Origin of the sequence: Streptomyces angustmyceticus, from assembly GCF_019933235.1 — a bacterium.
In the GTDB taxonomy this organism is placed as follows: Bacteria; Actinomycetota; Actinomycetes; order Streptomycetales; family Streptomycetaceae; genus Streptomyces; species Streptomyces angustmyceticus.
In genome coordinates this window covers 4,926,578-4,939,093 of sequence record NZ_CP082945.1, presented here as the reverse complement: position 1 = coordinate 4,939,093, position 12,516 = coordinate 4,926,578, and the positions used below count along the sequence as shown (strand labels likewise).

Annotated in this window: 12 protein-coding genes; 5 read left to right on the top strand and 7 right to left on the bottom strand. The window is 73.1% G+C overall.

Annotation, left to right across the window (positions count from 1 at the left end; genetic code table 11):
• Positions 1-103 precede the first annotated feature (103 nt).
• The 3 genes from K7396_RS22255 to K7396_RS22245 all read right to left on the bottom strand — a co-directional run bounded on the left by K7396_RS22255 (position 104) and on the right by K7396_RS22245 (position 2,120).
• Positions 104-826 carry an LPXTG cell wall anchor domain-containing protein gene (locus K7396_RS22255; protein WP_086720373.1) on the bottom strand — a complete coding sequence of 241 codons (723 nt, stop codon included), beginning with the start codon at positions 824-826 and terminating at the stop codon, positions 104-106.
• Between the two features lie 253 nt (positions 827-1,079).
• Complete coding sequence (locus tag K7396_RS22250; RefSeq protein ID WP_086720372.1) at positions 1,080-1,580, bottom strand: ATP-binding protein; 501 nt, start codon at positions 1,578-1,580, stop codon at positions 1,080-1,082.
• Positions 1,581-1,751: 171 nt separating this feature from the next.
• Complete coding sequence (locus K7396_RS22245; RefSeq protein ID WP_086720371.1) at positions 1,752-2,120, bottom strand: STAS domain-containing protein; 369 nt, start codon at positions 2,118-2,120, stop codon at positions 1,752-1,754.
• A gap of 260 nt (positions 2,121-2,380) precedes the next feature.
• Between K7396_RS22245 and K7396_RS22240 the strand changes: the two genes are divergently transcribed.
• Entirely contained in the window at positions 2,381-3,319 is a 939-nt protein-coding gene (locus K7396_RS22240) for an RNA polymerase sigma factor SigF (RefSeq protein ID WP_086720370.1), read from the top strand.
• A gap of 208 nt (positions 3,320-3,527) precedes the next feature.
• On the opposite strand, the gene hutI is transcribed toward K7396_RS22240, so the two are convergent.
• Genes hutI through hutU form a run of 4 tightly spaced genes read right to left on the bottom strand, consistent with a single transcriptional unit; the run spans position 3,528 to position 8,981 of the window.
• Entirely contained in the window at positions 3,528-4,712 is a 1,185-nt protein-coding gene (gene hutI, locus K7396_RS22235) for an imidazolonepropionase (RefSeq protein WP_086720369.1), read from the bottom strand.
• A gap of 17 nt (positions 4,713-4,729) precedes the next feature.
• Positions 4,730-6,085 (bottom strand): formimidoylglutamate deiminase, encoded by a 1,356-nt coding sequence (locus K7396_RS22230; protein ID WP_167392816.1) that lies wholly within the window; start codon positions 6,083-6,085, stop codon positions 4,730-4,732.
• Positions 6,076-7,293 (bottom strand): allantoate amidohydrolase, encoded by a 1,218-nt coding sequence (locus K7396_RS22225; RefSeq protein WP_223660410.1) that lies wholly within the window; start codon positions 7,291-7,293, stop codon positions 6,076-6,078. Before K7396_RS22225 ends, K7396_RS22230 begins: the two co-directional genes overlap by 10 nt.
• A gap of 17 nt (positions 7,294-7,310) precedes the next feature.
• A complete protein-coding gene (gene hutU / locus K7396_RS22220; protein ID WP_086720367.1) occupies positions 7,311-8,981 on the bottom strand; it encodes a urocanate hydratase in 1,671 nt (556 codons plus the stop codon).
• Between the two features lie 305 nt (positions 8,982-9,286).
• Between hutU and K7396_RS22215 the strand changes: the two genes are divergently transcribed.
• The 4 genes from K7396_RS22215 to K7396_RS22200 all read left to right on the top strand — a co-directional run bounded on the left by K7396_RS22215 (position 9,287) and on the right by K7396_RS22200 (position 12,399).
• Positions 9,287-9,793, top strand: a complete 507-nt coding sequence (locus K7396_RS22215; RefSeq protein ID WP_086720366.1) for a hypothetical protein — start codon at positions 9,287-9,289, stop codon at positions 9,791-9,793.
• Positions 9,790-10,188, top strand: a complete 399-nt coding sequence (locus K7396_RS22210) for a transcriptional regulator (protein ID WP_086720365.1) — start codon at positions 9,790-9,792, stop codon at positions 10,186-10,188. Before K7396_RS22215 ends, K7396_RS22210 begins: the two co-directional genes overlap by 4 nt.
• A gap of 140 nt (positions 10,189-10,328) precedes the next feature.
• Entirely contained in the window at positions 10,329-11,243 is a 915-nt protein-coding gene (locus tag K7396_RS22205; RefSeq protein WP_152104911.1) for an ABC transporter ATP-binding protein, read from the top strand.
• A 268-nt stretch (positions 11,244-11,511) separates the two neighbouring features.
• Positions 11,512-12,399 (top strand): ABC transporter permease, encoded by an 888-nt coding sequence (locus K7396_RS22200; protein WP_152104877.1) that lies wholly within the window; start codon positions 11,512-11,514, stop codon positions 12,397-12,399.
• The last annotated feature ends 117 nt before the right edge of the window (positions 12,400-12,516 follow it).

Below are 12,516 nucleotides of genomic sequence, written 5' to 3'. Positions count from 1 at the left end.
GGCGGCTCCTGGCGCAAGGGGGCAGCTCCCCGTGCCGGCCGGACACGGGGACGTACGGGCGGCGGGGCGGCGCCGTGCGGGACCCGGCGCCCCGCGCGGCGCGTCACCCCCGCTGGTGGCGGCGGGTCAGCCAGAGCGCACCGGCCGCCCCGGCCAGCAGCACGGTGCCGCCGAGGGTGCCCAGCGCGACGGCGGAGTCCGCGGGTCCGGTCTGCGGCAACTGCTCGCCCGAGGAGCCGCCGCCCGCCGCGGAGGAGCCGCTGCCGCCCGAGGCGCCGCCGGAGCCGCCGGCCCCCTTCACGTCGAGGGACAGCGAGGGCTTGGGGTGGTTGCCGGGCGTGCAGGTGGTGGTGGTGCCCAGCGCCTTGATGGTGAGCGTGGAGGCCGTGAGGGTGACCTTGCCGCTGCCCTTGGGGGTGTACGTCCCGCTCAAGTCGCTGATCTTGATGGGGGTGTTGGCCGGTATGGCCTGGTCGTTGGGCGGCCCGGTGACCTGCACCGTTCCGCTCTCCGCGCCGCCCAGCCGGATCAGCGCGCTCGGCTTCATGGCGCCCTTGCCCAGCTCGACAGGGCTGGAGGAGACGCCCTTCTGGAAGGACATGACAAGCTTGTACGCACCGCCGCTGGGAGTGCCCTTGATGTCGATGGGCGAGACCGCGCCCTTGTTGCCGATCGGCGTTTTGCACTGGTAGTTGACGTCGACGACGTCGGCATGGGCAGCCGGTGCGGTGAGCATCACCGCGGACCCCGCCGCCATCGCCGCGGCCGCGGCGAGGCCGGCCGCCCGGCCCGGGCGCCTGCCGTGCTGTTCGTAGAAGCGGGCCACCTCGGAATCCCCTTCTCCCGGTGAGCGCACCGCCGCGCGTTCTGACGGCACATCAGATTGGCCGCTCAAGGTACGCCGGGGACCGTGCCGAGGGAAGGCACAGCACAGCCCCGATCGGCCCGGGTGCGCGCCGTGAGGGAAATCCGGCCGCGCCCCACGGCGACCGGGCCGCCGCGGGACGACTGCCCGGACACGACGAAGCGCGGGCCCGCAGGCCCGCGCTCAGCTCACTCCCGGCGTTCGCTTCCGCCGCTCAGGACGGCGCGGCGAGCTCCGCCCAGACGGTCTTGCCCGCGCCGTCGGCGTTGCGCACCACGCCCCAGTCCAGGCACAGGCGCTGCACGATGAACATGCCGTGGCCGCCGGGACGCCCCGGGCGGTGCGGGCTGCGGGGCGCCGGCGAGCCCGTGCCGAGGTCGCTGACCTCCAGGCGCAGCACTTTGCCGGCGCAGCGCAACCGCAGCTCCTCGGGCCCCTCGGCGTGCAGGCAGGCGTTGGTGACCAGTTCCGAGACGACGAGCAGCACATCCTCGGCCGCGGCACGCCGGTCGGCACTCCCGGCCGGCAGCCAGCCCCAGTCGTGCAGGGCCTCCCTGGCGAAGTCGCGGCCGCGCGCCACGGCCCCACGGGTGCCCGCCAGGCGCAGCCGGCGGATCTGGCCCACCGGGGCGGGGGCGGCCGGGGCGGCGGAAGCGCCCGCGCCGCCCGACTCCGGGCCGAGATCGCCCGGCGGATACGGCCGGGTGGTGCTCATCAGCGCTTCACCTCACCGATTCGCCTGTTCACGGAAAACAGATACTGACTGATTCAACGGATTCAGATGTCTCCTGCCCGACCGGACGGTGAGAACACCCACTTCTTGGGTACGGAAGTTGTGACACGTACTACGTGCCCGGAATGCAACGTTCCGGGCACTGCCGCCATGTCAGCCGGCCAGGGCCGCGTCGACGGAGTCGTGCACCGTGAAGACCGCTTCCGCCCCGGTGATCTCGAAGACCCGGGCCACCACCGGCTGCATCCCCGCCAAATGAACCCCGCCCCCCGCGGCCTCCGCCTTCAGGCGGGCGCCGAGCAGCACATTGAGCCCGGTGGAGTCCATGAACTCAAGGGGTGAGCAGTCCACCACCAGGCGTGCGTACCCGTCGTCCACACAGCCTTCGAGTGACTCACGCAACAGATCCGCGGTGTGGTGATCGAGCTCACCCGAAACCGTCACGACCGCGCTGGCGCCGTGATGGCGGATCTCGACATGAAGCCGGCCCCGGCTTGCACTGCCGACCGTCCCGCGGTCCATGCGCGCGCACCCCTCTTGCTGTCTAGACGACTGTTTGCTTACCGACTGCGCTCGTCGAACCCTACGCCTTCACGACGCCTCCCGGTAGCTGAACAATCCGCGTATTGCCCAATATATGGACAACACGTACTTGCCATCTTCATGCAAAGCCAGGTAGGCGTAGAGCTACACATTCGAAACGGCCGGCTTTGGAGGCGCCGCACACCGCAGCTTCGCGTAGAGGCATCGGCAGCCATATGCCGAGAACGATGGAGGAGACCATGTCACCCCGGCTCGACGAATTGCGCACCGACGACACCCGGCAGCCCGCATCGTCGACACCCCCGTCCGACCCGACCGGACAGATCCCTTCCCAGTCGCTCGCCGCCGAATCCGATCTGGCGGCACCGACTGAGATCGAGGGGCTGCCCGAGATCCCGCCGTTCGACGAGGTGGGCCCGGTGGACGCGAGGGCTCTGTCCAAGACCCTCTTCGAGCGTCTCGAAACGCTCGAGGAAGGCACCCACGAATTCGCGTACGTCCGCAACACCCTGGTCGAGCTCAACCTCGCGCTGGTGAAGTTCGCGGCCTCCCGGTTCCGCTCCCGCAGCGAGCCCATGGAGGACATCGTCCAGGTCGGCACGATCGGCCTGATCAAGGCGATCGACCGCTTCGAGATCGGCCGCGGCGTCGAGTTCCCGACGTTCGCGATGCCGACCATCATCGGCGAGATCAAGCGCTTCTTCCGCGACACCAGCTGGTCCGTGCGGGTGCCCAGGCGGCTGCAGGAGCTGCGCCTGGACCTCGCCAAGGCGGGCGACGAACTGGCGCAGAAGCTGGACCGCGCCCCCACCGTGCACGAGCTCGCCGCGCGCCTCGACATCAGCCGTGACGAGGTCGTCGAGGGCATGGCCGCGAGCAACGCCTACACCGCGAGCTCCCTGGACGCCCAGCCCGAGGAGGACGACAGCGAGGGCGCGCTGGCGGACCGCATCGGCTACGAGGACCACGGACTCGAGGGCATCGAGTACGTCGAGTCCCTCAAGCCGCTGATCGCCGAACTCCCGCCGCGCGACCGGAAGATCCTCTCGCTGCGCTTCGTCGCCAACATGACGCAGTCCGAGATCGGCGAGGAGCTGGGCATCTCGCAGATGCACGTCTCCCGTCTGCTCTCCCGCACCCTCGTGCGGCTCCGCAAGGGGCTCATGATCGAGGAGTGAGGGACCGCGGTCCCTGCCGGCCCGTGCGGCCGGCAGTCGCCCGCGCAAAGGAGGGCCTGCCCCGGGATCGCTCGGGACGGGCCCTCCTTTGCTGCCGCCACGGGCGTCCGGTGTCACGGACGTCCGCTGTCGGCGTCCGGTGCCACGGGCCGTGCGGTCCGGTCCGGCTCGGGGAGCCGGACCGGGCCTCGGGTGCGCCGTGCGGCCGTCAGACGCGTACGCCCTTGTGCCACACGGCCGAGACGAGCGGGACGCCCGGCCGGTAGGCGAGGTGGACGTGCGAGGGCGCGTCCAGGAGGGCGAGGTCGGCGCGGGCGCCGGGAGCGATCCGGCCGACGTCCGTGCGGCGCAGGGCGCGGGCCCCGCCCGCGGTCGCCGACCACACGGCCTCGTCGGGGGTCATCCCCATGTCGCGGACCGCCAGCGCGATGCAGAACGGCATGGAACTGGTGAAGGACGAGCCGGGGTTGCAGTCGGTGGACAGGGCGACGGTGGCGCCGGCGTCGAGCAGCGGGCGGGCGTCGGGCCACTGGGCGCGGGTGGAGAACTCGGCGCCCGGCAGGAGGGTGGCGACGGTGTCGGACTGCGCGAGGGCGTCGATGTCGGCCGCGCTGAGGTGGGTGCAGTGGTCGGCGGAGGCGGCGCCGAGTTCGACGGCCAGCTGGACGCCGGGGCCGTGGCCGAGCTGGTTGGCGTGCACCCGCGGCACCAGGCCCCTGGCCTTGCCCGCGGTGAGGACGGCGCGGGCCTGGTCGCCGTCGAAGGCGCCCGTCTCGCAGAAGACGTCCACCCAACGGGCGTGCGGGGCACAGGCGTCCAGCATCGGGCCGGTGACCAGGTCGACGTAGCCGGCCGGGTCGTCGGCGTAGTCGGGCGACACGATGTGCGCGCCGAGGAAGGTGACCTCGTCGGTGTGCTCGGCGGCGATGCGCAGCGCGCGGGCCTCGTCCTCGACGGTCAGGCCGTAGCCGGACTTGGTCTCCTGGGTGGTGGTGCCCTGGCGCAGCGCCTCGGCGAGGTAGCGGGCGACGTTGGCGTGCAGGGCCTCGTCGGTGGCGGCGCGGGTGGCGGCGACCGTGGTGCGGATGCCGCCGGCGGAGTACGCGCGGCCGGACATCCGGGCGTTGAACTCCGCGGTGCGGTCGCCGGCGAAGACCAGGTGGGAGTGGGAGTCGACGAAGCCGGGGAGGCCCGCCCGGCCACCCGCGTCGACGGCGTTGTCGGTGGCGGGTGCTTTGCTGGTGGCACCGACCCAGGCGACGCGGTCGCCGTCGATGACGACCGCGGCGTCCTGGATCAGGCCGAGGGGGCCTTCACCGAGGGAGGGGTCGTTGGTGACGAGCTGGGAGATGTGGGTGATGGCGGTGGTGGTCGGCGTGGAAGTCGTCGTCATCGCGGGGGTGTTCTCCTTCAGCCGCGTACCGCGGCGATGGACTCTGCGAGGGCGGTGGGTACGTCGGGGACAAGGGTGTGCGCACCGTCGCGGACGATCTGCCGGCCGGCGACGACGGTGTGCCGAACGTCCGCCGCGGAGGCGGCGAATACCGCCGTTTCGGCGGCCAGGCGGGGCACTGGTCCGGCGGTGCGTACGGAGTCCAGTGCGATCGTGGTGAGGTCGGCGAGCGCACCGGCCTCCAGGGTGCCGGCATCGTCCCAGCCCAGGGCGGCGTGACCGTCGGCGGTCGCGGCGCGCAGCAGGGCGGCGGCCGTCCAGTGCCCGCGGGTGCGGGTGCGCAGCCGTTCGTCGAGCTCCATGGCGCGGGCCTCTTCGAGCAGGTCGATGACGGCGTGGCTGTCGCTGCCGAGGGAGAGCGGGCTGCCGCGGCCCTGGACGCGGGCGGCCGGGCCGATGCCGTCGGCGAGGTCTCGCTCGGTGGTGGGGCACATGCACACGCCCGTGCGGGAGTCGCCGAGCAGCTCGATGTCCTCGCTGGTGAGGTGGGTGGCGTGCACGGCCGTGGTGTGCCGGCCCAGCGCGCCGTGGTCGGCCAGCAGCCGGGTGGGGGTGCAGCCGTGGGCGGCGCGGCAGGCGTCGTTCTCGGCGGTCTGCTCCGAGAGGTGGACGTGCAGCGGGGCCCGGCGTTCGCGGGCCCAGTCCGCGACGGTGCCGAGCTGGTCCGCGGGGACGGCGCGTACGGAGTGGATGGCGGCGCCGAGGCGGGCGTGCGCGCGCTCCTTGAGGGCGTCGGCGCGCTCGGCCCAGCGCTCGGCGGTGCCGTCGGAGAAACGCAGCTGGTGGGCGTCCGGCGGGGCGCCGAAGCCGGCCGAGAGGTAGGCGGTGTCCAGCAGGGTGATGCGGATCCCGGCGTCCTCGGCGGCGCTGACCAGCGCCTCGCCCATGGCGTTGGGGTCGTCGTAGCGGGTGCCGCCCGGCGCGTGGTGGAGGTAGTGGAACTCCCCGACGCAGGTGATGCCGGCCAGCGCCATCTCGGCGTAGACGGCGCGGGCGAGGGCGTAATAGGTGTCGGGGGTGAGCCGGTCGGCGACGCTGTACATGATCTCGCGCCAGGTCCAGAAGGTGCCCGAGCCGACCTGGACGGTGCCGCGCAGCGCGCGGTGGAAGGCGTGCGAGTGGGCGTTGGCCAGGCCGGGGAGGGTCAGGCCGCGCAGCACGGTCGCGCCGGGCGGCGGGGTGTCCACCCCGGTGCGGACCGCCGTGATCCGCCCGTCCGCGGTGTCCAGGGCCACGCCTGGCTCGACATGAGTGCCGAGCCAGGCGTGTTCGAGCCAGTACGTCGTCGGTGTTGCCTGTGTCGTCAGTGGCACGCCAGCCCTTCCAGTACGTCGGCGAGTGCGGTGACCCCCGCGACGCAGTCGTCCTCGGCCGCCGCCTCGGCGGGTGAGTGCGAGACGCCGGTGGGGTTGCGGACGAACAGCATCGCCGTGGGGACGGTTCCGGACAAAATACCGGCGTCGTGCCCGGCGCCGGTGCCCAGGACCGGCACCGGCCGCTCCGCCGTCTTGCCGAGGATGGCGCCGAGTTCGTCGCGCAGGGCGTGCCCGAATTCCACGACCGGGGTGAAGGATTCGCGCACGACGCTCAGGTCCACCCCGTCGCGGGCGGCCCGTTCGGCGGCGGCCCGCTCGATCCCGGCGACCACGGTGTCCAGGGTGTCCTGGTCGGGGGCGCGGGAGTCCAGCCAGCCGCGGACCAGCGAGGGAATGGCGTTGACGCCGTTCGGCTCCACGCTGATCTTCCCGAAGGTGGCCAGGGCACCGGCCAGCCGGGCCTGCTCGCGGGCGGCGAGCACGGTCGCGGCGTAGCTGAGCATCGGGTCGCGGCGGTCCTCCAGGCGGGTGGTGCCGGCGTGGTTGGCCTCGCCGCGGAAGTCGAACCGCCAGCGGCCGTGCGGCCAGATGGCGGAGGCGATGCCGACCGGGTCGCCGGAGAGGTCCAGGGCCCGGCCCTGTTCGACGTGGAGTTCGACGAACGCGCCGATCCGGGCGAGCCGTTCGGGGTCCGGACCGATGGCGTCGGGGTCGTACCCGGCGCGCTCCATGGCCTGCGGGAGGGTGACGCCGTCGCCGTCGCGCAGCCGGTGCGCGGCCTCGGGGGTCAGCGCGCCGGCGGCGAGCCGGGAGCCGACGCAGGCCAGGCCGAAGCGGGCGCCTTCCTCGTCGCCGAAGTTGACGATCGCCAGCGGCTTGGTGAACTCCACTCCTCTCCGGCGGAGTTCGTCCAGCGCGGCGAAGGAGGAGACGACGCCCAGCGGGCCGTCGAAGGCGCCGCCGTCCGGCACGGAGTCCAGGTGCGAGCCGGTGACGACGGCGTCGCCCGGGGCCACGTCCTGGTGGCCGGTGGCGCCGAGCCAGGCCCACTGGTTGCCGTTGCGGTCCAGCTCGCAGGCGAGCCCGCGGGCCTCGGCCTGCGCCCGGAACCACGCGCGGCAGTCGGCGTCGGCTCCGGTCCAGGCGTAGCGGCGGTAGCCCCCGGAGGAGGAGTCGCGGCCCAGGGGCCGCAGCTCCTCCCACATCTCGTGGAACGAGGCGGTCACGCGTCCCCGCCCTCGCCCTCGCGCATCGGGATGCGGACGCCGCGCTCGGCGGCCACCTCGTCGGCGCGCTCGTAGCCCGCGTCGACGTGCCGGATGACGCCCATGCCGGGGTCGTTGGTGAGCACCCGGCGGATCTTCTCGCCGGCCAGCGGGGTGCCGTCGGCGACGGTGACCTGGCCGGCGTGGATCGAGCGGCCCATGCCGACGCCGCCGCCGTGGTGCAGCGAGACCCAGGAGGCGCCGGAGGCGACGTTGACCATGGCGTTGAGCAGCGGCCAGTCGGCGATCGCGTCCGAGCCGTCCTTCATGGCCTCGGTCTCGCGGTAGGGCGAGGCGACGGAGCCGCAGTCGAGGTGGTCGCGGCCGATGGCCAGCGGGGCCCGGAGCGTCCCGTCGGCGACCATCTCGTTGAAGCGTTCACCGGCCTTGTCGCGCTCGCCGTAGCCGAGCCAGCAGATCCGGGCGGGCAGGCCCTGGAAGTGGACCCGCTCGCCGGCCATCTTGATCCAGCGGGCCAGCGACTCGTTCTCGGGGAAGAGGTCCAGGATCGCCTTGTCGGTCGCGGCGATGTCCCGGGCGTCGCCGGACAGCGCGGCCCAGCGGAACGGCCCCTTGCCCTCGGCGAACAGTGGCCGGATATAGGCGGGGACGAAGCCGGGGAAGGCGAAGGCGCGCTCGTACCCGGCGAGTTGGGCCTCGCCGCGGATCGAGTTGCCGTAGTCGAAGACCTCGGCGCCGGCGTCCATGAAGCCGACCATGGCCTCGACGTGCCGGGCCATGGACTCGCGGGCCCGCTGGGTGAAGTCGGCGGGCTTCTCGGCGGCGTAGGCGGCCATGTCGTCGAAGTCGATGCCGACCGGGAGGTAGGCCAGCGGGTCGTGGGCGCTGGTCTGGTCGGTGACGATGTCGATCGGCGCGCCCTCGGCGAGCATCTGCGGCAGCAGCTCGGCGGCGTTGCCGAGCAGGCCGATGGAGAGCGGCTTGCGCCGGTCGCGGGCCTCGACCGCGAGTTCGAGGGCGTGCTTGAGGCTGTCGGCCCGCACGTCCAGGTAGCGGTGCTCGATCCGGCGCTCGATGGCGCGCGGGTCGACGTCGATGCAGATCGCGACGCCGTCGTTCATGGTGACGGCGAGCGGCTGGGCGCCGCCCATGCCGCCGAGGCCCGCGGTGAGGGTGATCGTCCCGGCGAGCGTGCCGCCGAACTTCTTCGCGGCGACGGCGGCGAAGGTCTCGTAGGTGCCCTGGAGGATGCCCTGGGTGCCGATGTAGATCCACGAACCGGCGGTCATCTGCCCGTACATGGTCAGGCCGAGGGCCTCCAGCCGCCGGAACTCCTCCCAGTTGGCCCAGTCGCCGACGAGGTTGGAGTTGGCGATGAGCACCCGCGGGGCCCATTCGTGCGTCTGCATCACGCCGACCGGCCGGCCGGACTGGACGAGCATCGTCTCGTCCTGCTTGAGCGTGGTGAGCGTGCGCACCATCGCGTCGAAGGAGCGCCAGTCACGCGCGGCCTTGCCCGTGCCGCCGTAGACGACGAGCTGGTCCGGGTGTTCGGCCACCTCCGGATCGAGGTTGTTCTGCAGCATGCGCAGCGCGGCTTCCTGCTGCCATCCCCGAGCACTCAGCTCCGTTCCGCGCGGTGCCCGCACGGGTCGCGGTCCCGACATGGGCCGTGCCTCCCTGACGTCGATTGGATTGAGCTATTCACATATTGAGGTTGCTGAATAGCGCTAGTCAACAGGGCACGGGGCACCATGCGCCGCGACCCGCACGATCCGGCCGACGCGCCGAGGGGCCGGCCCGCTCCGGATCTTCGATCGACCTGGCCGCGCTTGCGGCTTGCCCGCCCTTTCGACTCACTCGCGCTTTCGACTTGCCCACCGGGAAAGTCTGCGCTAACTTTCCCAGTGGGCAAGTCAACGGGGATCGTCCGGACCCGCCCCGTCCGGACCGCCTTGGGGAGGCGAGGGACATGAGCACACCGGTGAACGCCGAACAGGCATGGCAGGACCTGCAGCGCATCCGGGTACCGCAGGAGCGGGTGTACGACGAGATCGAGCGCTGCGCCGAGGGCGATCCGAGGGCGACGTACACCACGGCCGGAATCATGTGGGTGTTCCTCGCCGTCTCCGGTCTCGATCTGCCCGGGTGGGCGTTCGGGCTGGTACTCACCGCCTACGTCGCCCTGCTCGGCTCGCTGGCCGTGATCTACAACCGCAGGACCCGGATGCGGCTGCACCGCTCGCGCCACAGCTGGCGGTCCGTCGCCGCCTTCTTCGCGGGCATGGCGGTGACCGCCGTGGCCATCCTGGGCTCCGGCCTGCTGGTCGACTGGCTGGCGCTCCCGTACGGCAGCCTGATCCGGGCCACCGTCTCCGCGGGCGCCTTCGTCCTCTTCATCGGGCCGGCCAACCGCTGGGCGGTCGGCTCCCTGCGCGACCGCGGTACGTCAGACCTCCGGAAGGGAGCGGGCCGATGAGCACGCCGAGCGGCTTCGACGAACTGATCCACCCCGCCACCCGGCTGTCCGTGGTGGCGCTGCTCGCCGCGACGGAATGGGCCGACTTCCCCTTCATCCGCGACAGCCTCTCGCTCAGCGACTCCGCGCTCTCCAAGCAGCTGCACACGCTGGAAGAGGCGGAGTACCTGGAGATCCGCAAGGAGGGCGGCGGCCGCAAACGACGCACCAAGGTACGGCTGACGGGCCGCGGCCGGACCGCCTTCGAGGGCCATGTGGCGGCGCTCCGGGCTATCGTCGAGGGCGCGGGGCCCGCTGCGGCGCCCGCACCCCGGACGCAGGCCGGGGCATCGCCGGAGTCCGCTGCGGCAGCAGGAGCCGGGCAACAGCAGCAGCGCGCGGAGGCAGGCCGATGACCACCACCGAGCCGACCGGCCCCGCGCCCACGACCGCGGCGGCGGCTGCGGCAGCGGCAGCGGCTGCGACAGCCACAGCCACAGCGGCCACCGTTCCGGCCGGATCCGTCCCGCCCGTCATCCGGGTGCGCGACCTGCGGATGTCGTACGGCGGCACCGACGTCCTGCACGGCATCGATCTCGACATCCGGCGCGGGGAGATCTTCGCGCTGCTCGGCCCCAACGGCGCGGGGAAGACCACCACCGTCGAGATCCTGGAGGGCTTCCGGCAGCGCTCCGCCGGCGAGGTCACCGTCCTGGGGGCGGACCCGGCGCGCGGCGACGACGCCTGGCGCGCCCGGATCGGCCTGGTCCTGCAGTCCTGGCGCGACCACCGCCGCTGGCAGGTGGCCGAGCTGCTGCGGCACTTCGCCCTGTACTACCCGTCTCCCCGCGATCCCGCCGAGCTGCTGGCCCTGGTCGGCCTCACCGCGCAGGCCGGAGCGCAGGTCGACCGGCTCTCCGGCGGGCAGCGCCGCCGCCTCGACGTGGCACTGGCGATCGTCGGCCGCCCGGAACTCCTCTTCCTGGACGAGCCGACCACCGGCTTCGACCCCGAGGCCCGGCGCGACTTCCACGACCTGGTCGAACGGCTCGCCCGCGACGAGGGCGTCACCATCCTGCTCACCACCCATGACCTGGCGGAGGCCGAGCGGCTGGCCGACCGGATAGCCGTGCTGGTCAACGGCCGGATCCGGGCCGGCGGCACCCCGGCGGAACTGGCCCGCCGGGCCGCCGCACAGGCAGAGGTCCGCTGGACGGCGCCCGATGGCACCGCCCGCCGGGAACGGACCGCCGACCCCTCCCAGCTGGTCTGGGACCTCCACCGGGACACCGGCGGACCGGTACCCGACCTGGAGGTCCGCCGCCCGACGCTGGAGGACACCTACCTGCACATGGTGCACCGGGGCAACGGGGACGGGCCGGGGGCGGATGACGCTGGTGGGGACGGCGTGGACGGGACCCTGGCAGGGGTGTCGAGCGGGGTCGGGACCTCGGGCGAGGCTGGGGCATGAGCAGGGGCGGGACGGCGGTCTCGGGCAGGGAGCAGCAGGCATGAGGGGGAGCGGAGTGACAGCGGTGACGGAACCGACGGCGGGCGCGGGGGCAGGGGCGACGGAACCGGTCCAGGGGGCCGGGACGGCGCAGCCGGCGGGGACGGAGCAAGGGGCAGAGGTGACTCAAGGCGTAGAGGCGGCTCAGGGGGCGGAGGCCGCCCGCGGGGCCGGCACGCTCCGCGGGAGCGACCCGGCAGCGACGGCGGGCGCGGGGGCCACGGAGCCTGTGGCCGGGGGGAAGGCCGGGTCGCGGCCGCGGGCCCGGCTTCGGCACTGGCGCGCCGGGTTCCTCCGCGGCGGGATCGAGCTCCGCCACCTGGTCCGCAACCCCAAGGAGATGAGCGGCCATCTGATCAACGTCGTCGTGGCGCTGCTGCTCGCCGGATACATCAGCGACAAGGTGCCCGGCACCCATGTCCCGATGGCCCATCTGGCGCTCGCGGGCTTTGCCGCCTACCTGCTGTTCCAGATCGGGCTGGTCAATCTCCCGCAGATCCTGGTGACCGAGCGCGAGGAGGGCGCTCTGCTGCGGCTGCGGGCGACTCCCGGCGGCATACCCGCCTATCTCATCGCCAAGTCGCTGCTGGTGGTCGTCATGGCGTTCGGGACCCTGGCCCTCCTGCTGGGGGCCGCCGCCCTGCTGGTGGACGGGCCGCTGCCGCACGGGCCCGGCGGGTGGCTGACGCTGCTGTGGGTCAGCGCGCTGGGGCTGCTCGCCGTCGTACCGCTGGGGGCGGCCATCGGCGCGGTGCTGCCGAACCCCCGGGAGGCGCTCGCGTTGATCATGCTGCCGACGATGGCGCTGCTGGTCACCTCGGGAGCGATGTTCCCGCTCGGCTCGCTGCCCGTGCTGGTGCAGAAGATCGCTTCCGTCTTCCCGCTGAAGTGGATGGCCCAGGGACTGCGCTCGGCCCTCCTGCCGGACGCCGCGCGGGCCGCGGAACCGGCCGGCTCCTGGGAGCTGCCGACCGTGGCGCTGATACTCACCGCCTGGGCGGTCCTCGGCTTCCTGCTCGCCGTACCGCTGCTGCGCCGCGCGGCCCGCCGCGAATCCGGCTCCCGCCTCTCCGAACGCCATCGCAAGGCGGGGTGGAGCGGCGGCCGGACGGCCTGAGCGGCAGCCGGCCTTGCCCGGACCGTCCGGACAGGGGGCGGGCGGTCCCCGGACAGCCGCGGAGTGCCCCAGCAGTCACACCCCGGCAGTCATGACGCCGCACCGGCAGTCATGGCG

Excerpts from the sequence above, each read along its gene's own strand:
- K7396_RS22250 (WP_086720372.1), bottom strand. The coding sequence starts at position 1,580 with ATGAGCACCACCCGGCCGTATCCGCCGGGCGATCTCGGCCCGGAGTCG.
- K7396_RS22245 (WP_086720371.1), bottom strand. The coding sequence starts at position 2,120 with ATGGACCGCGGGACGGTCGGCAGTGCAAGCCGGGGCCGGCTTCATGTC.
- K7396_RS22240 (WP_086720370.1), top strand. The coding sequence starts at position 2,381 with ATGTCACCCCGGCTCGACGAATTGCGCACCGACGACACCCGGCAGCCC.
- hutI (WP_086720369.1), bottom strand. The coding sequence starts at position 4,712 with ATGACGACGACTTCCACGCCGACCACCACCGCCATCACCCACATCTCC.
- K7396_RS22225 (WP_223660410.1), bottom strand. The coding sequence starts at position 7,293 with ATGTGGGAGGAGCTGCGGCCCCTGGGCCGCGACTCCTCCTCCGGGGGC.
- hutU (WP_086720367.1), bottom strand. The coding sequence starts at position 8,981 with ATGTCGGGACCGCGACCCGTGCGGGCACCGCGCGGAACGGAGCTGAGT.
- K7396_RS22215 (WP_086720366.1), top strand. The coding sequence starts at position 9,287 with ATGAGCACACCGGTGAACGCCGAACAGGCATGGCAGGACCTGCAGCGC.
- K7396_RS22210 (WP_086720365.1), top strand. The coding sequence starts at position 9,790 with ATGAGCACGCCGAGCGGCTTCGACGAACTGATCCACCCCGCCACCCGG.
- K7396_RS22205 (WP_152104911.1), top strand. The coding sequence starts at position 10,329 with ATGTCGTACGGCGGCACCGACGTCCTGCACGGCATCGATCTCGACATC.